This is a genomic window from Hydrogenophaga sp. ANAO-22 (assembly GCF_042466645.1).
GTDB lineage: Bacteria > Pseudomonadota > Gammaproteobacteria > Burkholderiales > Burkholderiaceae_C > Hydrogenophaga.
Window position 1 is genome coordinate 939,675 of sequence record NZ_CP159956.1, and the last position, 20,106, is coordinate 959,780.

The following is a 20,106-nucleotide window of genomic DNA, read 5'->3' on the forward strand; positions in this document are numbered from 1 at the left end:
TGGAGCGGGCCATCTTAACCAAGGCACTGGAATGGCCTGAAAGCCAGTCACAGCTGGTTACGAGCACGACCTTTGACCACACGCCGGCTTCACACGGGGGCGGGATAATTCCACCCCATGCTTCAGCTCACCCCACGCAGGACGGTTCTCGCCCTGGCGTTCTCCGCCGCCCTCATCGTGGCATTCCCGGTCCCGGCGTCGACCTTCGACCTGCCCTCGCTGGATCGCATCGTCCACTACCAGCCCAAGCTGCCGCTGCAGGTCTACACCGCCGACGGCGAGGAGATCGCGCAGTTCGGCACCGAGCGGCGCGACTACGTGCCGCTCTCGCGCATGCCGATGCAGCTGCAGCAGGCCGTGCTGGCGGTGGAAGACGCGCGCTTTCGCGAACACTCGGGCGTGGACCCCAAAGGCATGGCGCGCGCGGTGCTGGCCGTGATCACCGGGGGGCGCAAGCAAGGCGCCTCCACCATCACGCAGCAGCTGGTGCGCACCATGCTGCTCACGCGCGAGTTCTCGGCCGAGCGCAAGGCCAAGGAAATCTGGCTGGCCCTCAAGCTGGAAGACGAGATCTCCAAGGACCGCATCCTGGAGATCTACATGAACGAGATCTTCCTGGGCCAGCGCGCCTATGGCTTCGCCGCCGCCTCGCAGATCTACTTCGGCAAGCCGCTGGACAAACTCTCGCTGGCCGAGACCGCCATGCTCGCGGGCCTGCCGCAGAACCCGTACTACGCCAACCCGGTGGCCAACTTCGAGCGCGCCACGCAGCGCCAGCGCGTGGTGCTCGAGCGCATGCGCGCCGTCGACGCGATCAACGACAAGCAGCTCGCCGCCGCGCGCGCCGAGAAGCTGGTCATCCGCACCCCGGGCACGCGCAGCGTGCACGCGGCCCACGTGGCCGAGATGGCCCGGCGCGCCGTGGTCGAGCGCTTCGGCACCGAGGCCTATTCGAGCGGGCTGCGCGTGACGACCTCGCTGCGCGCGGCCGACCAGCGCGCCGCGCACACCGCCGTGCAGCGCGGCGTGCTGGCCTTCGAACGCCGGGGCGCGTGGCGCGGCCCGGAAGACACCGAGTCGCTGCCCTCGGGCAACGGCGCCGAACTGGAGCGCGCGGCCGCCGAGGCGCTCAAGGACCACCGCGACGACGAGACCCTGCGCGTGGGCATCGTGCTCTCGGCCAGCCCGACGGCGCTGGAGGTGCAACTGGCCAGCGGCGAACGGATCACCGTGCAGGGCGAGGGCCTGCGCTGGGCACAGAAGGCGCTCGACGCCAAGGCCAAGGCGCCCCTGAAGGTCACGCGCGGCGCCATCGTGCGCGTGGTCGCCAACGGCAAGGCCAAGGACAAGAAGACCCCGCTGTGGGCCATCTCGCAATGGCCCGAGGCCGAGGCCGCGCTCGTCGCGCTGGACCCGCAGACCGGCCGCGTGCGCGCGCTGGTGGGGGGCTTCGATTTCACCAACCAGCCGTTCAACCACGTCACGCAGGGCTGGCGCCAGCCGGGCTCGGCCTTGAAGCCCCTGCTCTACTCCGCCGCGCTCGAAGCGCGTGTGATGCCGGCCACGATGGTGGACGACCTGCCCTTCACCGCCGCCAACGGCTGGAGCCCGAACAACGCCAGCGGCGAACACCTGGGCCCGATCTCGGTGCGCGAAGCGCTCAAGCGCTCGAGCAACCTGGCCAGCGTGCGCGTGCTGCAGCACACCGGCACCCAACCCGCGCGCGAATGGACCGGGCGCTTCGGCCTGGACGTGGCACGCCAGCCCAACGACCTCACCCTGGCCCTGGGCACCGGCAGCGCGACGCCCCTGCAGATGGCCCAGGCCTACGCCACCCTGGCCAACGGCGGCTGGCCGGTGGCGCCGGTGGTGATCGAGAAGATCACCGACGCGCAGGGCAAGGTGCTGTTCGAAGCCCCGCCCGCGTCTCCGCTGACCGAAGAGACCCGTGCCATTCCCGCGCGCAACGCCTACGTGGTCGGCAGCCTGCTCAACGACGTGGCGCGCGCCGGCACCGCCGCGCGGGCCCAGGCCCTGCTCAAGCGGCCCGACATCTACGGCAAGACCGGCACCACCAACGACGCGGTGGACGCCTGGTTCGCCGGCTACCAGCCCTCGCTGGCCGCGGCCGTGTGGGTGGGCTACGACAAGCCGCGCAGCCTGGGCGGCGGCGAGTCGGGCGGGCGCATCGCGCTGCCGATCTGGATCGACTACATGGGCGCGGCGCTCAAGGGCGTGCCGGTGGCGCAACCGCCCGCCCCGCCGGAAGGCCTGGTGCGCGATGGCGAGGACTGGCTGTACGCCGAATGGCACGACGGCGGCTGGGTGTCGCAGATCTCGGACACCAGCGGGGTGCAGTACAAGACCAACCTCGGCAGCGAGATCGGCAAGGTGTTCAACTCGTTCGGTGCCTGGCTGCGCGGCGAATCCAGGCCCTGAGCGAAGGCCCCCTGAGCGCTGCACGGCGGCGACAGCCCAGCGCGGACCGCGCACCTATCATCGGCTCACCATGAGCCCTGCCGCCCCTTCTCCCGACGCCGCCGCCCTTCCCACCGCCGTGTTCGAACAGGACGGCACCCGCTGGCAGCCCAGCGTGCTGGCCCGCGGCCCCTGGGACGCCCGCGCCCAGCACGGCGGTGCGCCTTGTGCCCTGCTGGTGCACCTGGCCGAAAGCGCCCTGCCCGACCCGGCCTGGCAGCTCTCGCGCCTGAGCATCGAGCTGATCAAGCCGGTGCCGGTGGCGCCGCTGACCTCGCGCCTGGACACCCACCCGGGTCGCTCCACCACGCGCATGACGATCGACCTGTTCGCTGACGATGTGCTGGTGGCCCGGGGCCATGCGCTCCTGGTGCGCGGGCAGCCGTTCGAGTTGCCGTCCGGCCTGCCGGGCTGGTCACCGGAGCTGCTGCGCCCGCTGCCCGACGAATGCCATGAGCGGCTGCGCATTCCTGGCCTGCCGGATGGTGTCTCGTTCTACCAGTCCGCCATGGACCACCGCATGGCTCAGGGCGATGCCGCGCAGCCCGGCCCGGCCGCCGCCTGGTTTCGCCTGAGTGTGCCGCTGGTGCAGGGTCAGCCCAACTCCCCCGCCATGCGGGCGGCGGCCGCCGCCGATTTCGGCAATGGCCTGAGCTGGGTGCTGCCGGCCGAGCGCTACCTGTTCTCGAACGCCGACCTCAGCCTGCACCTGCACCGCCCACCCGAAGGTGAGTGGATCGGGCTGCGCTCGGAAACCCAGGCCCACGGTGGCGGCGTGGGCACCACCTTGTCACGTCTCTACGACGTGCACGGCCCCATCGGCGTCGCGATCCAGACCCTGGTGATGCGCGAACGCGCCTGAAGCGCTCAGCCCGCGCAGATGCGCGCCTTGGCCTCGGCGTATTCGCGCTTGAAGCGCGCCACCAGATCGGCGGCGGGCAGCACCTCGCGGATCGCGCCGATGCCCTGGCCGCAGCCCCAGATGTCGCGCCAGGCCTTGGCCGCGTTGGCGCCCTCGCCGGTGGCGAAGTTCATCTTGCTCGGGTCGCTCTGGGGCAGGTTGTCCGGGTCCATGCCGGCGTTCTTGATGCTGCCCTTGAGGTAGTTGCCGTGGATGCCGGTGTAGAAGTTGCTGTAGACGATGTCGTCGGAGTCCGACGCGGTGATCATCTCCTTGTAGCCGTCCACCGCGCGCGCCTCTTCGGTGGCGATGAAGGCCGAGCCGATGTAGGCCAGGTCGGCGCCCATGGCCTGCGCGGCCAGGATGGCACCGCCCGAGGCGATGGCGCCCGAGAGCGCGATCGGGCCGCCGAACCACGCGCGGATTTCCTGCACCATCGCGAACGGGCTCTTCACGCTGGCATGGCCACCGGCACCGGCGGCCACGGGGATCAGGCCGTCGGCGCCCTTGTCGATCGCCTTGTGCGCGAACACGTTGTTGATCACGTCGTGCAGCACGATGCCACCCCAGGCGTGCACCGCCTGGTTCACGTCCTCGCGCGCGCCCAGGCTGGTGATCACGATCGGCACCTTGTACTTGGCGCACAGCTGCATGTCGTGCTCCAGCCGGTCGTTGCTCTTGTGCACGATCTGGTTGATCGCGAAGGGCGCGGCCTTGTTGTCGGGGTTGGCCTTGTCGTGCGCGGCCAGGGCCTCGGTGATTTCGGCCAGCCATTCGTCGAGCTGCGAGGCCGGGCGGGCGTTGAGCGCGGGCATGGAGCCCACCACGCCGGCCTTGCATTGCGCGATCACGAGCTTGGGGTTGCTGATGATGAACAGCGGCGAGCCGATCACCGGGAACTTCAGGTTCTTCAGAACGGGTGGCAGGCTGCGGGCGGGTGCTGTCATGGTGTCTCCGTTGGGGTTCGTCAGGATTCTGGGGGCAGCGCGGGGCGAGGCCCTGTCGATGCGGCGACAGGGCGCGCGAAAACCGCGATCAGAAGGCCTCGATGGCGAGCGCGGTCACGGCCTCGGCGCCGTCCACGATGCTGTCGCGCACGCCCGGGGCGCGGCTGAGGAGGTGGTCGGCGTAGAAGCGCGCGGTGGTGATCTTGGCCTGCATGAAGGCCGCGTCCTTGCCCTGGGCCAGTTGGTCCTCGGCCACCAGCAGCGCGCGCGCCATCTGCCAGCCCGCCACGAGGTTGCCCGCGAGCATGAGGTAGGGCACGCTGCCGGCGAAGGCCGCGTTGGGGTTGGCGCGCGTGTTGGCGGCGATGAACTCGACCACGTCCACGAAGGCCTCGCGCGCGGCCTTCAGGCGGGCATGCACGGCCTTGGCGTTGGCGCTGCCGCGCGTCGCCAGTTCGGCCTCGGTCTTCTCGATCTGGGCCGCGATGGCCTTGGCGCCGGTGCCACCATCGCGCGCGGTCTTGCGGCCCACGAGGTCGTTGGCCTGGATGGCGGTCGTGCCTTCGTAGATGGTGAGGATCTTGGCGTCGCGGTAGTACTGCGCCGCACCCGTCTCCTCGATGAAGCCCATGCCGCCGTGCACCTGCACGCCCAGGCTGGTGACTTCCAGGCTCATCTCGGTGCTGTAGCCCTTGACCAGCGGCACCAGGAACTCGTAGAAGGCCGCGTTCTGCTTGCGCACCTCGGCATCGGGGTGGTGGTGGGCGGCGTCGTACGCGGCGGCGGCCACGCTGGCCATGGCGCGGCAGCCTTCGGTGGAGGCGCGCATGGTCATGAGCATGCGCTTGACGTCCGGGTGGTGGATGATGGGCGCGGCCGCGCTCATCGAGCCGTCGACCGGGCGGCTCTGCACGCGGTCCTTCGCGTAACCCACGGCCTTCTGGTAGGCGCGCTCGGCGATCGCGATGCCCTGCACGCCCACGGCGTAGCGCGCGGCGTTCATCATGATGAACATGTACTCCAGGCCCCGGTTTTCCTGGCCCACGAGGTAGCCCACGGCACCGCCGTGGTCGCCGTACTGCAGCACGGCGGTGGGGCTGGCCTTGATGCCCATCTTGTGCTCGATGCTCACGCAATGCACGTCGTTGCGCGCGCCCAGGGAGCCGTCCGGGTTCACCATGAACTTGGGCACCACGAACAGGCTGATGCCTTTCACGCCCTCGGGCGCGCCGGTCACGCGCGCGAGCACAAGGTGCACGATGTTCTCGGCCATGTCGTGCTCACCGTAGGTGATGAAGATCTTGGTGCCGAACACCTTGTAGCTGCCATCGGGCTGCGGCTCGGCGCGGCTGCGCACGGCAGCGAGATCGGAGCCGGCCTGCGGCTCGGTGAGGTTCATGGTGCCGGTCCATTGACCGCTCACCAGTTTTTCGAGGTAGGTCGCCTTGAGCTCGTCGGAGCCCGCGGTGAGCAGGGCTTCGATCGCGCCGTCGGTCAGCAGCGGGCACAGCGCGAAACTCATGTTGGCGCTGTTGAGGATTTCGCCGCAGGCCGCGCCGATGGTCTTGGGCAGGCCCTGGCCGCCGAAGTCCACCGGGTGCTGCAGGCCCTGCCAGCCACCTTCGGCGTACTGCTTGAAGGCGTCCTTGAACCCGGGGGTGGTGGTGACCACGCCGTCCTTGAACCACGAAGGGTTCTTGTCGCCCTCGAAGTTCAGCGGCGCGATCACGCCTTCGTTGAGCTTGGCGCACTCCTCCAGCACGGCTTGCGCGGTTTCCAGGCCGGCTTCCTCGAAGCCGGGCATCTGCGCCACCTGGTCGATGCGGGCCAGGTGCTCGATGTCGAACAGCATGTCCTTGAGGGGGGCGGTGTAGCTCATCGTCTTGTCTCCGGGGGAAATTCAGGGGGCAGATGCGGCAAGGGCATCGCGAACGATGCCCTTGTCTTTCTCAAGCGGCTCAGAGTGCCTTGATCAACTCGGGCACGGCGGTGAACAGGTCCGCCTCCAGACCGTAGTCGGCCACCGAGAAGATCGGCGCCTCGGGGTCCTTGTTGATCGCCACGATCACCTTGGAGTCCTTCATGCCGGCCAAATGCTGGATCGCGCCCGAGATGCCGGCGGCGATGTAGAGCTGAGGCGCGACGATCTTGCCGGTCTGGCCCACCTGCCAGTCGTTGGGCGCGTAACCCGCGTCCACAGCGGCACGGCTGGCGCCGAGGGCGGCACCGAGCTTGTCGGCCAACGGGGTCATCACCTCGTTGAACTTCTCGGCGGAGCCCAGCGCGCGGCCACCGGAGACGATGATCTTCGCGGCGGTGAGTTCGGGGCGGTCGCTCTTGGCGATCTCGCTGCCCAGGAACTTGCTCTTGCCGTCATCGGCCGCGGCCGTGGCGGTTTCCACGGCGGCGCTGCCACCGGTGGCCGCCGCCGGGTCGAAGCCGGTGGTGCGCACGGTGATCACGTGCTTGGCGTCGGTGCTCTGCACGGTGGCGATCGCGTTGCCGGCGTAGATCGGGCGTTCGAAGGTGTCGGCGCTGATGACCTTGGTGATGTCGGAGACCTGGCCCACGTCCAGCGTGGCGGCCACGCGCGGCGCGACGTTCTTGCCGCTGGCGGTGGCCGGGAACAGGATGTGGCTGTAGTTGCCGGCCAGGGCCAGCACCTGGGCGGCCACGTTCTCGGCCAGGCCGTGTTCGAAGCCCGGGGCGTCGGCGTGGATGACTTTGGTCACGCCAGCGATGGCGGCTGCGGCCTTGGCGGCTTCACCGGCGTTGTGGCCGGCGATGAGCACGTGCACGTCACCCCCGCACTGGGCGGCGGCGGTCACGGTGTTGAGGGTCGCGCCCTTGATGGAGGCGTTGTCGTGTTCGGCAATAACGAGTGCGGTCATTTTTCAGGTCCTCAGATCACTTTGGCTTCGTTCTTCAGCTTGTCCACCAGGGCGGCCACATCGGCCACCTTGACGCCGGCACCGCGCTTGGGCGGCTCGCTGACCTTGAGGGTCTTGATGCGCGGCTTCACGTCCACACCGAGGTCTTCGGGTTTGACGATGTCCAGCTGCTTCTTCTTGGCCTTCATGATGTTGGGCAGCGTCACGTAACGCGGCTCGTTCAGGCGCAGGTCGGTCGTGATGACGGCCGGCAGCGTGATCGACAGGGTCTCCAGGCCGCCGTCCACTTCGCGCGTGACGCTGGCCTTGCCGTCGGCCACTTCGACCTTGGAGGCGAAAGTCGCTTGGGGAAGCCCTGCCAGCGCGGCCAGCATCTGGCCGGTCTGGTTGCAGTCGTCGTCGATCGCCTGCTTGCCCAGGATCACGAGCTGGGGCTGTTCCTTGTCCACCAGCGCCTTGAGCAGCTTGGCCACGGCCAGGGGCTGCAGTTCTTCGCTGGTCTCCACCAGGATGGCGCGGTCCGCGCCGATGGCCATGGCCGTGCGCAGGGTCTCCTGGCACTGCGTCACGCCGCAGGAGACGGCGATCACCTCGGTGACCACGCCCTTCTCCTTCAGGCGCACGGCTTCTTCCACCGCGATCTCGTCAAACGGGTTCATGCTCATCTTGACGTTGGCGATGTCCACGCCAGTACCGTCGCTCTTGACGCGAACCTTGACGTTGTAATCCACCACGCGCTTGACGGGGACGATGACCTTCATGATTGGGCTGCTCCTGATGATTGGAAAAATGTCGTCACGAATTGACGTGCACGTCAACTCAAGGATTGTATGCGGATGGTCTGCCGCCTCATGGGCGCTGCCCTCGCGGGCGACGCACAAACCGAGAAAAGAACGGTCGTGCTTTTTTGCCATTGTAGGCGCTATTGCCCCTGGATGGAAGTCTCCCTAGTGAAACGGCACGTGCCTTCGGTCTCGGAATGGCCGTTTGATTTCTTAATAGATTGTCAAAACGGCTGCAACACCGCAGGTCCATCGATATATTCGTGCAAATACATTCTGTTTCTTTTAATCCTTTGAACCACCTGCCCGAGCCACATGCGCATTGCCGCCATTGATGACGATCCCGCGCAGCTGGATCTGGTCAGGGTGGTCGTCGCATCCATGGGCCACGACTGCCACCTGTTCGAGAATGCCAACGCGCTGCTGCGCGTGCTGCCCAAGGAGACGTTCGACCTCTTCATCGTCGACTGGGAGCTGCCCGACATCCCTGGCCTGGACGTGATCCGCGCGATTCGCGACACCGCGATGGCACCGGTGCCCATCCTGATGATGACCAACCGCAGCGACGAGCGCGACATCATCGAAGGCCTGAACTGCGGCGCCGACGACTACATGGTCAAGTCCGCCCGCGTGGGGGAGTTGCGCGCGCGCCTGATGGCGCTGCTGCGACGGGGCGGCCACGCCCCGGCACCGAGGGAGCTGGTCTGGGGCCGCTACCGTTTCCTGGTGCAGGACCGCGTGGTGCGTGTCGACGGCACCGAACTCTCGACCCTGACCAGCAAGGAATTCGACCTCGCCTTCCTCATGTTCCGCAACATGGGCCGCCTGCTCTCGCGCGCCCACCTGATCGAGGCCGTCTGGGGCATCGACGCGGACATCTCGTCGCGCTCGCTGGACGTCTACATGTCCCACGTGCGCAGCAAACTGAGCCTGCGCGCCGAGTCGGGCTACAAGCTGGTGTCCGTTTACAGCCACGGGTACCGGCTCGAAGACCTCGGCCCGGTGCCGGCCGCCCTGGCCCATTGAACATGCCCCGCACCGCCCCTCAACCCCCTTTGCGTTCGCCCTGGCGCCTGGTGGCCCCCGCCGCCCTGCTCTGCTGGAGCGGGCTGGCGCTCGCGCAGCAGGACCGCGTGCACACCGTGCAGCCGGGCGACAACCTGTACGAGCTCGCGCAGCGTTACCTGGACGACCCGAGCCAGTGGCCGCAACTGCAGCGCCTCAACCAGGTGAGCCATCCGCGCCGCCTGAGACCCGGCAGCCAGCTGGTGATTCCCGCCGCGCTCGCGCGCCCCGAGCCGGCGGTGGCCGATGTGCTGCACGTCGCGGGCCAGGCCAGCGTGCGCCAGGGGGCGTCCCAGGCCCATGCCGCGCCGCTGGTGGTCGGCGGACAGGTGAGCGAAGGCGCGCAGATCGAGGTGGGTGACGACGGCTTCGTGACCCTGCGCCTGGCCGATGGCTCGGTGGTGCGCCTCTCGGCCGGCACGCAGGTGCGCCTGCGCGAACTGCGGCATGCGCCCGCGCCAGGCCATGCGCAGTCCGGCCTCGACCTGGAGCGCGGCCGGGTCGATGCCACGGTCAAGCCCCTGGCCTCTCCCCGCAGCCGCTTCGAGGTGCGCACGCCGCGCGCCGTGGGCGGCGTGCGCGGCACCACCTTCGGCGTGGCGGTGGGCAGCGGCGGAGACCTGATCGGCGATGTGCGCGAAGGCGCCATCCAGGTGCGCTCGCGCGCCACCCCCACGAATGCGGCAGGCACCCTGGTGCGCGCCGGCCAGGGCGCGCGTGTGGGCAGCACAACGGTGGTGGCGCCCCTGCTCGCGCCGCCCGACCTCTCCGGCGTGCCCGACGTGCTCGAGGACGCCTCGCTGATCGAACTGCCGCTCGCCCGCGAAGCCGGCGCCGCGGCCTGGCAGGTGCGCATCGCCAGCGACGACGCGGCCGAGCGCGTGGTGCGCAACGCCGTCTTCCCCTCGCCCGTGGCGCGTTTCGCGGCGCTGGACGACGGGACCTACCTGCTCGCGGTCCGCGCCATGGATGGCCAGGGCATTCCGGGGACCGAGGCGGTGCGCCGCCTGGTCGTCAACGCGCACCCGACGGCCCCTTTGCTGCGCGAACCGCGCCAGGGCAGCCGGGTGGTCGGCCCCGCCATCGAACTGTTGTGCACCGAAGGCGCCACGGCCGTGGGCTACCGCTTCGAGGTGGCGCGCGACGCCAGCTTCACCGACCTGGTGGCGCAAACGCCCGACCTCGACCGCTGCCAGCACACCGTTCGCCCGCTCGCACCCGGCGCCTACGTCTGGCGGGTGGCGGCGGTCGCCCGCGATGCGCAGGGCGAGCGCGACCAAGGGCCGTTCAGCCGACCGATGCCGTTCCAGGTCGTCGCCCTGCCGCCCACCCCGTCCACCCCCACCCTGGGCGGCGCGGGAACCCATACGCTCGCGGTGAGCTGGACCACCAGCCCCGGCGGCCCCTGGCGCCACCAGCTTCAGCTCGCGCACGACGCGGCCTTCGCCCGTCTGCTGGACGACCAGTCGCTCGCCGAGGCGGCGTTCACCCGGCCCATGCCGCCGCCCGGCACGTACCACCTGCGGGTGCGCCAGATCGACGCCGACGGCCTGCCCGGCGCGTGGAGCGAACCGCAGCGCCTGGACGTGCACGCGCGCGTCGTGACCTCGGACAACCGGCCGCTCCACAGCAGCGAAGGCCGGCCGGTGCTGCGCGGCCTTCGCTGACGTTCGCTTGGACACGCGACCCACCGAATCCACCACCTCCCAGATGCAGGAGCCGCTGGCGCGCGCGCGCCGTCCGCGCACCCGCTGGCTCGAATGGGGCCTGCTGTCGGCGGCCCTGCTGGCCGGCGTGGTCGCCCTGGGTTGCTCGCGCAGCCTGGAACACATCGACCTGGCCCTCACCGACCAGCTCACGCGGCTGAGCCGGCAGGCCGTGTCGCCCGACATCGTGATCGTGGCCATCGACGACAAGAGCCTGAGCGAGATCGGCCTCTGGCCCTGGCGCCGCGCCTTCCATGCCGCGCTGCTCGACCGCATCACCCCCGCGGGGCCGCGCGCCGTGGGGCTGGACCTCATCCTGGTGGAACCCGGCCGCGACCACGCCGTGGACGATGCCCTGCTCGGCGAGGCCATCGCGCGCAATGGCAAGGTGGTGTTGCCCCTGTTGCTGATGGACCGGCACGGCACGGGTCAGCTGACCCGCACCGACCCGGCACCCGAGCTCGCCTCGGCGGCGGCGGCCATCGGCCACGTGCACCTGGAGATCGACAACGACGGCATCGTGCGCAGCACCTTTCTGCGCGAAGGCGACGGCGCCCAGTGGTGGGATCAGTTCGCCGTGGCCTTGTTGCGCGTGGGTGGTTTCGCGCTGCCCGAGCCCCTGCCCGGCGAGCGGGCGCCGCCGCCCAAGAGCCCGGATGCCTGGCAGCGCGACCACTGGATGCAGATTCCCTTCGCCGGACCGCCGGGCAGTTTCCCGCGCGTGTCCTACGTCGACGTGCTCCGGGGCCAGGTGCCGCCCGAGCAGTTCGCGGGCAAGTACGTGCTCGTGGGTGCCGTGGCCGCCGGCATGGGCGACGCCTATGCCACGCCGCGCTCGGGCCAGTCCGAGTTGATGGACGGCGTGGAGATCGCGGCCAACGTGATGAACGCGCTGCTGCTCGACCAGCGGCTGGAACGCGCCAATGCCTGGCAGAACGCGCTGTTCAGCGTGGTGCCGGTGGGGCTCGCGCTGCTGGCGGTGCTGCTGCTGGCGCCCACCGCCTCGCTGCTGGCGAGCGCCGCGCTGCTGATCGCCACCGTCGTGGCCGCCGCGCTCGCGCCGTCCGTGGCCGGCCTGCAGTTCGCGCCTTCGGCCGCCCTGCTGGGCGTGCTGCTGGCCTATCCGCTGTGGGTGTGGCGGCGCCTGCGCGCGGCGCTCGGTTACCTGCTCGAGGAGTTCCGGCGCATGGAGACCCGCCGCGACCTGCCCACCATGCTGCCGGCGGCCCGTTCGGGCGATCTGCTGGACCGCCACATCAACGCGCTGCAAAACGCCTCCGAACAGTTGCGCAACCTGCACCGCTTCGTCAGCGAGACGCTCAACAGCCTGCCCGATGCCACGCTGATCGCCGACGCCTCCGGCCACGTGCTCGCGGGCAACCAGGCCGCCTACCAGTACTTCAGCCGGCAGAAGGTGGCGCGGCTGCGGGGCTACCCCCTTGGCGAGCTGCTGCGCGGCGTGCACCGCGCCGGCACCCAGCAGCCAGTGTTCGACATGGAGCGCCTGCACCACGCCACCCAGCCCTGGGGAGCGGAGGCGCGCGACGCCGCCGGGCGCGATCTGCTGGTGCGCTTCGTGCCCTGCTTCAACACCGACGGGCAGACCACCAGCTGGATCACCAGCCTGGTCGACATCACGCCCATCCGCGAGGCGGAGCGCCAGCGCGACGTGGCCCTGCGCTTCATCTCGCACGACATGCGCTCGCCGCAGGCCTCCATCCTCGCGCTGCTGGAAGTGCAGCGCATGAATCCCCAACTGCCCATGCAGCCCGAGACACTGGGCCGCATCGAACGGCATGCGCGCCGCACCCTGGACCTGGCCGAGGAGTTCGTGCAACTGGCCCGGGCCGAATCCAGCACCTACCGCCTGGACACCGTGGACCTCGTGGACCTGCTCGACGAGGCCGTGGACGAGGTCTGGCCGCAGGCCCAGGCGCAGCGCGTGAACCTGCTGGTGGTGCGCCCCGATGCACCGGCCCTGTGCGAAGCCGACCGCGGCCTGCTCACCCGGGCCATCGCCAACCTGCTGGGCAACGCGGTGAAGTACGGCGGCGAAGGCACCGAGGTGCTGTGCGCCGTGCACGCGGCCACAGGGGGATGGCGGGTCTCCATCACCGACCAGGGCCCGGGCATGACGCCCGAGCAGCAGCAGCGGCTGTTCCAGCAGTTCGCCCGGCTCGATCCCGAGCACAGCGCCACGCGCGGCGTGGGCCTGGGCCTGGTGTTCGTGCGCACCGTGATCGAACGGCACGGCGCGCGCATCGAGGTCATCAGCCAGCCCGGCCATGGCACGACCTTCCATTTCACGCTCGCCGCCAGCACCCACCTGCCCTAGGAGGGTGCATTCCACGCTTTACACGGTCGCTCTGTTAAGCGACTGTTAAACCGTTTGTTTGCGAAACGGGTCGAGGCTACGCTGATGTCTCGTTCCCCGATTTCCCTTTGACGACATGAGCACCCACACGATAGACCGAACAGACCGCACCGTTTCCCTGGAGACGGGCGCCGCCTCGGTTGTGCAACGCGGTGCCCGAGAAACCGTGTTCCCCCCCGAGGCTGCGCTGCACGTTCTGACCCGTGACGAGTTCAGCAGCATGACCACCCCTCTCCCCGCCGACCCCCTCATCCACACCATGCGCATGCTCGGCCGCACGGTGCGCCTGCTGTTCAGCTGCCAGGAGCCTGAGCGAGCGCGTTCGCTGGCGATGGAACTGGCGCGCGCCACCTCGCCCTGCAAGGGGCTGGACGACCCCGTGCGCAGCTGGGAGGCCAACCTGCAGGTGGACCGAGGCCTGGGCCGGGCCCGGCGCCTGCAACGCCTGGTCAACAGCCCCGTCTGGCAAAGCGATCACGGCACGCCCGGCAGCGGCAAGACCCCGACCGAGAGCGCGGCCGACTACCTGTTCGCCTCGGTCATGAACCTGGTCCACCAGATGCCGCTGTGCGATGAGGCCCATGTGTTCCGCCTCTGGTACCTCGCCACGCGGGCGGCCACGCCGCCGGAGAACGCCCTGCGCCTGTTCGGCGACCTGCGCTGCCTGCCGGCCCACCAGCAACTCGCCGCCGGCGCGCGCCTGCTCGAAACGCTGGGCAGCGACGCGCTGCACGCCACCCCCTCGCGGCCCCGGCTGCAGCCCGCCCACCCGGTGGAAATCCCCCGAACGACTAGGCGACGACAGCGACTCAGGGCCATCCGGGTAAGTCTGGAGGGGGCCGCGCAAGGGCTTGACCTATAGTGATTTCGCCGCCTCCGAGGGAGGCAGGCCACCCCCGAACGCGCCCAGGAGACCCCATGAAACTTCGCTGTCTTGCCACCGCCGTGCTGTCCACCACCGTGCTCGCCGGCGGCGTGGCCTCGGCCCAGACCGTCTTCACCGTCTCCAGCTGGGTGCCGCCCACGCACACGCTGAGCATGGCGCAGAAGAGCTGGTGCGACCTGCTGGAAAAAGACAGCGCGGGCCGCATGAAATGCAACATCCTGCCCAAGGGCGTGGCCGCGGCACCCGGCACCTTCGACGCGGTGCGCGACGGCCTGGCCGACATCTCGTACACGGTGGACGGCTACACGCCCGGGCGCTTCATCAACACCCAGGTCGCCGAATTCCCCTTCCTGGGCGACAGCGCCACCGCCACCTCGCTGGCCTACCAGCGCATCTACAGCAAGTACTTCGCGCCGCTGGGCGAACACCGCGGTGTGAAGACGCTGGCGGTGTTCACGCACGGGCCCGGCATCATCTTCACCACCAGACAGGCGGTGGCCAGCGCGGCCGACGTGGCCAAGCTCAAGTTCCGCATCGGCGGCGGCAACATCAACGAACTCTCCAAGGCCATGGGCTGGAACACCACGCTCAAGCCCGCGCCCGAGTCGTTCGAAATGTTGTCCACCGGCGTGATGGACGGCACCTTCTTCCCCGACGAGTCGGTCGCCTCGTTCAAGCTCAGCATGGTCAAGCACGCCACCACCTTCCCCGGCGGCCTGTACAACACCAGCTTCGTCTTCATGATGAACGAGGGCAAGTACAACGCCCTGTCGGCGCAGGACAAGGCCGTGATCGACAAGATCTCGGGAGAAACCGCCGCGCGCATCTTCGGCGAGGGCTGGGACCGCGTCGACGCGGCCAGCCGCGAACTCCAGAAGACCCAGGGCGTGACCCGCATCGTGGCCGACGCGGCCTTCGTGCAGGCCGTGAAGGACAAGCAGGCGGGCCTGGAGACCAAGTGGGCCGAGGCCGCGCAGGCCAAGGGCCTGAAAGACCCGAAGGCGGTGCTCGCCGAGTTCCGCGCCGAAATCGCCAAGGTAAAGTAAGCCAGCGCACCACCTCCCACGGCCGGCCGGGCAGTCTGTTGCACACTGCCCAGCCGGCTTTTTCACATCAGGCCCCTTCATGCTCAAGACGCTGGAACGCATCCTGCGCTGGTCCACCGGCCTCATGGCCGCCATGGCGCTGTTCACCATCATGTGGCTCACGCTGGTGGACGTGACCGGCCGCCGCTTCTTCAGCCACTCCGTGCCCGGCGGGCTGGAGCTCACCGAGATCCTCATGGTGATCGTGATCTTCGGTGCCATGCCCCTGGTGTCGTGGCGCAACGAGCACGTGGTCTTCGACTCGCTCGACAGCATGCTGCCCGAGTGGGTGCGCGACATCCAGGCGCGCGTGGTCCACCTGATCTGCGCCGGCACCTTCGGCTTCCTCGCCTACCTCATGACGACGCGCGCGGACCGGCTGACCGAGTACGGCGACACCACGGTGCACCTGCAGCTCTCCATCGCCCCGGTGGCCTGGATGATGGCGGCCATGCTGGCCCTCACCGGCCTGGTGCACCTGCTGTTCGTGTTCGTCACGGTGCCCGCGCCCCACCACCCCGAACCCACCACCTTCGACGGGGGCGCGACATGATCGAAGCCAGCCTGGGTTTCCTCGCCGTCTTCGCCCTGGCGCTGCTGCGCATCCCCATCGCGCTGGCCATGGCCATCGTCGGCATCACCGGCCTGGGCCTGATGCGCGGCTGGTCCCCGGCCTTCGCCAGCACCAGCCAGGTGATCTTCGAGACCGGCTTCGCCTACGTGCTCTCGGTCATCCCGCTGTTCGTGTTGATGGGCAACCTCGTGGCCCGCGCCGGCATGGCGCGCGAGCTCTACACCGCCGCCAACGCCTTCGTCGGCCACCGCAAGGGCGGCCTGGCCATGGCCAGCGTCATCGCCTCCGGCGGCTTCAGCTGCATCTGCGGCTCGTCCATCGCCACCGCCGCGACCATGACGCGCGTGGCCTACCCCGAGATGAAGCGACACGGCTACAAGGACACGCTGGCCACCGGCTCCATCGCGGCCGGCGGCACGCTGGGCATCCTGATCCCGCCGTCCACCATCATGGTGATCTACGGGATCATGACGGAGACCGACATCGGCAAGCTCTTCATCGCGGGGGTGCTGCCCGGCCTGGTGGCCATTGCCTGCCTGTGCGCGGCGGTGGTCTACACCACTTGGCGCGACCCCCAGGCCGGCCCGCCAGGCGAACGCTTCAACTGGGCGCAGCGGCTGGCCGCCCTGCGCAGCATCTGGGCGGTGGTGCTGTTGTTCGCGCTGGTCATCGGCGGCATCTACGGTGGCGTGTTCACCGCCACCGAAGGCGCGGGCGTGGGCGCCTCGGGCGCCTTCCTGTTCGCCCTGCTGCGTGGCGCGCTCACGCCGCGCGTGCTGATGGACATCCTGGTCGACAGCACGCGCACCACGGCCATGCTGTTCACCATCCTGATCGGCGCGATGGTCTTCACCAGCTTCGTCAACTTCACCAGCATGCCGGGCGACCTGCGCGACTTCCTGCTGCAGTTCAGCCCCAACCCCATCATGGTGGTGGTGGTGATGATGGTGATCTACGTCGCGCTCGGCCTGGTGATGGAAGAGCTGTCGATGGTGCTGCTCACCATCCCGGTGTTCTTCCCGGTGATCACCGGCCTGGGCTTCGACCCGGTGTGGTTCGGCGTGCTGATCGTCACCATCGTGGAGATCGGCATGATCTCCCCGCCGGTGGGCATGAACCTGTTCGTCATGAACTCGCTGCTGCCGCTGGTCAAGCTCAAGACGATCTTCCAGGGCGTCTGGCCCTTCGTCATGGCCGACATCGTGCGCCTGGGCATCCTGATCGCCTTCCCGGCGATCTCGCTGTGGTTACCCAGCCTGATGAACCGCTGAGTCCTTCGGGCCTTCGAGCGGTGGCATTTCCCTGATGTGCACGACGCGCTGCGGCGACGGGATGTCGATGCCGTTCTGCTGCAGCGAACGCAGGATCTGCAGGTTGATGAGGGATTTCAGTTTCAGCTGCTCGGCGCCGTCGCCCGAGTTGATCCAGTAACCCACCGTGAACTCCAGGCCATCGGCGCCGAAGGCCGAGAGCGAGGCCTGCGGGGCGGGGTCCTTCAGCGCATCGGCCTGCGCGCTCACCGCCTCCAGCAGCAGGCGGCTCACGAGGTCCACGTCGCTGTCGTAGGCGACCGACACCACCGAGGTCTGCCAAACGCGCGTGAGCGCCCCCGAAAGGTTCTCCACCCGGTTGATGACCATCAGCTCGTTGGGCACGATGGACTCGCGCCCGGCCGGCGAGCGGATCACGCTGTAGCGGGTGTTGATGTCGAGGATGCGGCCCTCGAAGCTGTCCACCTTCACGTTGTCGCCGATGCGCAGGCGCCGCTCGGCCAGGATCACGAAACCGCTCACGTAGTTGGACGCCAGCTTCTGCAGGCCGAAGCCCACGCCCACGCCGATGGCGCCGCTGAACACCGAGAGCGCGGTGAGGTCGATGCCCACGGCCGACAGGGCGATGATCAATCCCACGAACAGCAGCAGCGCGCGCGTCGCGTTGCTCACCGCCTTGCGCATCGACAGGTCGCCCCCGGTGGCCTTGCGCAGCAGCCGGGACTCGATCGCGGAGGAGACCCACAGCGCGAGGATCATCACCGCGCCGGCCGTGATGGCGCCCTCCAGCAGGGTGCGCAGGCTCAGGGTGCTCGCGCCAATCTTCCAGGTGATGTCGTCCAGCTCGGCCAGCACCACCGGCAACAGGCCGCTGACCCACAGCACCATGGCCAGCCAGGCCACCCAGGAAATCGTGCGCTCCAGCGCCCGCACCCAGGGCGCGGTGGTGAACGCCGCCTGCAGCACCTTCACGCCCACGCGGATCACGACCAGCGACACCAGCACGGGAATGGCCACCTTGAACGCCGCCAGGGGCAGGAACTTGGTGACGATGGCGCGCGCGATGTAGCCCAGCAGCAGCAAGGCCAGGGGGAACATCACGCCGTCGATCAGGCGGCGGCCGAACAGCACCGAGCTCTTGTCCTCCTGCATGCGCAAGGCGTTGCGCAGCGCCCAGCTGAAGCCCCAGGCCAGGGCCACGCAGATCGCCAGCGCGGCGAGTTCGACCAGCACCGTGGGTTGCGTGAAGCCGGCCAGCCACAGGCCGATGTCGTCGATGGGTTTGGGGTTGGTGGAGGGATTCATGTCGGATCGGAAACGGGTGTCGGAAGCTCAGGCGCGCCAGGACGGCGGGCGCTTGTCGATGAAGGCCTGCACGCCCTCCTGCGCCACCTCGTGCGCCATGTTGCAGGCCATGCTCTGGCCGGCGAGCTGGTAGGCCGACTCCAGGCCGGTCTCCAGCTGGCGGTAGAACAAGGCCTTGCCCATGGCGAGGGCCTCGCGCGGTTTGGCCAAGATGCGCTCCACCAGGGCCTGCAGCTCGGCGTCCAGCGCATCGGGTGCCACCACGCGGTTGACCAGGCCGCGCACCCTGGCCTCGTCGGCCGAGATGAAGTCGCCGGTGAGCAGCATCTCCATCGCCTGCTTGGGCAGGATGTTGCGCGAGAGCGCGACCCCCGGCGTGGCGCAGAACAGGCCCACGTCGATGCCGTTGACGCCGAAGCTCGCGTTGTCGCTCGCCACCGCCAGGTCGCACTGCGCCACCAGCTGGCAGCCGGCGGCGGTCGCCAGGCCCTGCACGCGCGCGATCACCGGCACCTCCAGCTTGCGGATGGCCAGCATCAGGCGCGAGCACTGCGCGAACAGCTTCTGGTAGTAGGCCAGCTCGGGCGTGGCGCGCATCTGCTTGAGGTCGTGCCCGGCGCAGAAAGCCCGGCCGTTCGCGGCAATCACGACCAGGCGCGCCTGCGGGTCGGCAGCCACCGCGTCGACAGCCGCTTGCAAAGCCGCCAGCATGGCCTCGGACAGCACGTTGAAACTGCGCGGGGTGTTCAGCGTGAGCGTGTGCACGCCGCGCGCATCGCGTGAACTCAGCAGCACCGCGTCCGCGGCGGAGGAAGGGGAAGGGATGGGCTCGGTCATCGGAACATTATGGGACGCCCGTGCGCCGCAGAAGTTCAGACGCCGGCCAGCACCCTCAGGTGCGCTTCCACGCTGCGCCCCAGGGCGCTGAGGGCATAGCCGCCTTCCAGGCAGCTCACGATGCGCCCCTTGGCATGGCGCTGCGCCACTTCCTTGATGCGCTCGGTGATCCAGGCGTAGTCCTGCTCGACCAGGCCGAGCTGCGCCATGTCGTCCTCGCGGTGGGCGTCGAAGCCGGCGCTCACGAAGAGCATCTGCGGCTTGTGCGCGTCCAGCCGGGGCAGCCACATCATGTCCACCAGCTCGCGGATGTCCATGCCCTTGGTGTAGGCCGGCACCGGCAGGTTGACGAGGTTGCTCGCCGTGGAGTGCTCGCAAGCCGGGTAGAACGGGTGCTGGTAGAAACTGCACATGAGGATGCGCTCGTCGCCCGCCACGATGTCCTCGGTGCCGTTGCCGTGGTGCACGTCGAAATCGATGATGGCCACGCGCTGCAGGCCGTGGCGTTCCAGCGCGTACTTGGCGGCCACCGCCACGTTGTTCACGAAGCAGAACCCCATGGCCTGGTTGCGCGTGGCGTGGTGGCCTGGCGGGCGCACCGCACAGAAGGCATTGGCCAGCTCACCGGCGATCACGGCGTCGGTCGCGTCGATGGCGGCACCCGCGGCCATCAGGATCGCGTCCCAGCTGTGGGGGTTGATGGACGTGTCCGGGTCGACCTGCGCATGGTCCGGGCCGCCGGCGGCCATGTCGTCGCGCAGCTGGTCGCTCAGGCCGCGCAGCGACGCCAGGTGCATGCGGCCGTGGGCCAGTTCGAGGTCGGCGATCGCGGCGGGCGTGGCCTCGCGCCGCTCCAGCGCCACGTCCAGCCCGCTGATGAGCAGGCGGTCTTCGATGGCGTCGAGCCGCTCGGGGCACTCCGGGTGCCCGGCGCCCATCTCGTGTCGCCAGCATTCCTTGTGGGTGAAATACCCAGTGGCCTGACTCATGGTGGTTTTACGGTA

16 protein-coding genes are annotated in these 20,106 nt (G+C 69.2%); 9 read left to right on the forward strand and 7 right to left on the reverse strand.

Features of this window, described 5'->3' with window-relative positions; translation table 11 throughout:
- Nucleotides 1-117 precede the first annotated feature (117 nt).
- Together ABSY19_RS04410 and ABSY19_RS04415 are read left to right on the forward strand one after the other, a co-directional pair.
- Nucleotides 118-2,439 carry a penicillin-binding protein 1A gene (locus tag ABSY19_RS04410; RefSeq protein ID WP_382159416.1) on the forward strand — a complete coding sequence of 774 codons (2,322 nt, stop codon included), beginning with the start codon at nucleotides 118-120 and terminating at the stop codon, nucleotides 2,437-2,439.
- A 70-nt stretch (nucleotides 2,440-2,509) separates the two neighbouring features.
- The gene (locus ABSY19_RS04415; protein ID WP_382159418.1) at nucleotides 2,510-3,340 is read left to right on the forward strand and encodes a thioesterase family protein; all 831 of its coding nucleotides are present in this window, start codon (nucleotides 2,510-2,512) and stop codon (nucleotides 3,338-3,340) included.
- 5 nt (nucleotides 3,341-3,345) lie between these two features.
- Here the strand turns inward: ABSY19_RS04415 and ABSY19_RS04420 are convergent, their stop codons facing one another.
- From ABSY19_RS04420 to ABSY19_RS04435, 4 genes are all read right to left on the reverse strand, one after another.
- Nucleotides 3,346-4,326 (reverse strand): NAD(P)H-dependent flavin oxidoreductase, encoded by a 981-nt coding sequence (locus tag ABSY19_RS04420; RefSeq protein ID WP_382159420.1) that lies wholly within the window; start codon nucleotides 4,324-4,326, stop codon nucleotides 3,346-3,348.
- Nucleotides 4,327-4,414: 88 nt separating this feature from the next.
- Entirely contained in the window at nucleotides 4,415-6,205 is a 1,791-nt protein-coding gene (locus tag ABSY19_RS04425) for an acyl-CoA dehydrogenase (protein ID WP_382159421.1), read from the reverse strand.
- Nucleotides 6,206-6,284: 79 nt separating this feature from the next.
- The gene (locus ABSY19_RS04430) at nucleotides 6,285-7,217 is read right to left on the reverse strand and encodes an electron transfer flavoprotein subunit alpha/FixB family protein (protein WP_382159423.1); all 933 of its coding nucleotides are present in this window, start codon (nucleotides 7,215-7,217) and stop codon (nucleotides 6,285-6,287) included.
- An 11-nt stretch (nucleotides 7,218-7,228) separates the two neighbouring features.
- Complete coding sequence (locus ABSY19_RS04435) at nucleotides 7,229-7,978, reverse strand: electron transfer flavoprotein subunit beta/FixA family protein (protein ID WP_382159425.1); 750 nt, start codon at nucleotides 7,976-7,978, stop codon at nucleotides 7,229-7,231.
- Nucleotides 7,979-8,314: 336 nt separating this feature from the next.
- On the opposite strand from ABSY19_RS04435, the gene ABSY19_RS04440 reads away from it, so the two are divergent.
- The 7 genes from ABSY19_RS04440 to ABSY19_RS04470 all read left to right on the forward strand — a co-directional run bounded on the left by ABSY19_RS04440 (nucleotide 8,315) and on the right by ABSY19_RS04470 (nucleotide 16,960).
- Nucleotides 8,315-9,025 carry a response regulator transcription factor gene (locus ABSY19_RS04440; RefSeq protein WP_382159427.1) on the forward strand — a complete coding sequence of 237 codons (711 nt, stop codon included), beginning with the start codon at nucleotides 8,315-8,317 and terminating at the stop codon, nucleotides 9,023-9,025.
- 2 nt (nucleotides 9,026-9,027) lie between these two features.
- Nucleotides 9,028-10,731, forward strand: a complete 1,704-nt coding sequence (locus ABSY19_RS04445; RefSeq protein ID WP_382159429.1) for a FecR domain-containing protein — start codon at nucleotides 9,028-9,030, stop codon at nucleotides 10,729-10,731.
- A 7-nt stretch (nucleotides 10,732-10,738) separates the two neighbouring features.
- Entirely contained in the window at nucleotides 10,739-13,105 is a 2,367-nt protein-coding gene (locus ABSY19_RS04450; protein WP_382159431.1) for a CHASE2 domain-containing protein, read from the forward strand.
- A gap of 259 nt (nucleotides 13,106-13,364) precedes the next feature.
- Complete coding sequence (locus ABSY19_RS04455; RefSeq protein ID WP_382159433.1) at nucleotides 13,365-14,006, forward strand: hypothetical protein; 642 nt, start codon at nucleotides 13,365-13,367, stop codon at nucleotides 14,004-14,006.
- Nucleotides 14,007-14,062: 56 nt separating this feature from the next.
- Nucleotides 14,063-15,076, forward strand: coding sequence for a TRAP transporter substrate-binding protein (locus tag ABSY19_RS04460; protein ID WP_382159435.1), 1,014 nt, complete (start codon nucleotides 14,063-14,065; stop codon nucleotides 15,074-15,076).
- 79 nt (nucleotides 15,077-15,155) lie between these two features.
- Nucleotides 15,156-15,668, forward strand: coding sequence for a TRAP transporter small permease (locus ABSY19_RS04465; RefSeq protein WP_382159437.1), 513 nt, complete (start codon nucleotides 15,156-15,158; stop codon nucleotides 15,666-15,668).
- Nucleotides 15,665-16,960, forward strand: a complete 1,296-nt coding sequence (locus ABSY19_RS04470) for a TRAP transporter large permease (RefSeq protein ID WP_382159439.1) — start codon at nucleotides 15,665-15,667, stop codon at nucleotides 16,958-16,960. The genes ABSY19_RS04465 and ABSY19_RS04470 overlap by 4 nt, the downstream gene beginning before the upstream one ends.
- On the opposite strand, the gene ABSY19_RS04475 is transcribed toward ABSY19_RS04470, so the two are convergent.
- Genes ABSY19_RS04475 through ABSY19_RS04485 form a run of 3 tightly spaced genes read right to left on the reverse strand, consistent with a single transcriptional unit; the run spans nucleotide 16,937 to nucleotide 20,091 of the window.
- The gene (locus ABSY19_RS04475) at nucleotides 16,937-18,265 is read right to left on the reverse strand and encodes a mechanosensitive ion channel family protein (RefSeq protein ID WP_382159441.1); all 1,329 of its coding nucleotides are present in this window, start codon (nucleotides 18,263-18,265) and stop codon (nucleotides 16,937-16,939) included. The genes ABSY19_RS04470 and ABSY19_RS04475 overlap by 24 nt on opposite strands.
- Before the next feature lie 27 nt (nucleotides 18,266-18,292).
- Complete coding sequence (locus tag ABSY19_RS04480) at nucleotides 18,293-19,102, reverse strand: enoyl-CoA hydratase (RefSeq protein ID WP_382159443.1); 810 nt, start codon at nucleotides 19,100-19,102, stop codon at nucleotides 18,293-18,295.
- A gap of 35 nt (nucleotides 19,103-19,137) precedes the next feature.
- Nucleotides 19,138-20,091, reverse strand: coding sequence for a histone deacetylase family protein (locus tag ABSY19_RS04485; protein ID WP_382159445.1), 954 nt, complete (start codon nucleotides 20,089-20,091; stop codon nucleotides 19,138-19,140).
- Nucleotides 20,092-20,106 lie beyond the last annotated feature (15 nt).

Coding starts and splice junctions, on each gene's coding strand:
- ABSY19_RS04435 (WP_382159425.1), bottom strand. CDS start 7,978: ATGAAGGTCATCGTCCCCGTCAAGCGCGTGGTGGATTACAACGTCAAG.
- ABSY19_RS04465 (WP_382159437.1), top strand. CDS start 15,156: ATGCTCAAGACGCTGGAACGCATCCTGCGCTGGTCCACCGGCCTCATG.
- ABSY19_RS04430 (WP_382159423.1), bottom strand. CDS start 7,217: ATGACCGCACTCGTTATTGCCGAACACGACAACGCCTCCATCAAGGGC.
- ABSY19_RS04480 (WP_382159443.1), bottom strand. CDS start 19,102: ATGACCGAGCCCATCCCTTCCCCTTCCTCCGCCGCGGACGCGGTGCTG.
- ABSY19_RS04485 (WP_382159445.1), bottom strand. CDS start 20,091: ATGAGTCAGGCCACTGGGTATTTCACCCACAAGGAATGCTGGCGACAC.
- ABSY19_RS04445 (WP_382159429.1), top strand. CDS start 9,028: ATGCCCCGCACCGCCCCTCAACCCCCTTTGCGTTCGCCCTGGCGCCTG.
- ABSY19_RS04440 (WP_382159427.1), top strand. CDS start 8,315: ATGCGCATTGCCGCCATTGATGACGATCCCGCGCAGCTGGATCTGGTC.
- ABSY19_RS04410 (WP_382159416.1), top strand. CDS start 118: ATGCTTCAGCTCACCCCACGCAGGACGGTTCTCGCCCTGGCGTTCTCC.
- ABSY19_RS04470 (WP_382159439.1), top strand. CDS start 15,665: ATGATCGAAGCCAGCCTGGGTTTCCTCGCCGTCTTCGCCCTGGCGCTG.
- ABSY19_RS04460 (WP_382159435.1), top strand. CDS start 14,063: ATGAAACTTCGCTGTCTTGCCACCGCCGTGCTGTCCACCACCGTGCTC.
- ABSY19_RS04455 (WP_382159433.1), top strand. CDS start 13,365: ATGACCACCCCTCTCCCCGCCGACCCCCTCATCCACACCATGCGCATG.
- ABSY19_RS04420 (WP_382159420.1), bottom strand. CDS start 4,326: ATGACAGCACCCGCCCGCAGCCTGCCACCCGTTCTGAAGAACCTGAAG.
- ABSY19_RS04425 (WP_382159421.1), bottom strand. CDS start 6,205: ATGAGCTACACCGCCCCCCTCAAGGACATGCTGTTCGACATCGAGCAC.
- ABSY19_RS04475 (WP_382159441.1), bottom strand. CDS start 18,265: ATGAATCCCTCCACCAACCCCAAACCCATCGACGACATCGGCCTGTGG.
- ABSY19_RS04415 (WP_382159418.1), top strand. CDS start 2,510: ATGAGCCCTGCCGCCCCTTCTCCCGACGCCGCCGCCCTTCCCACCGCC.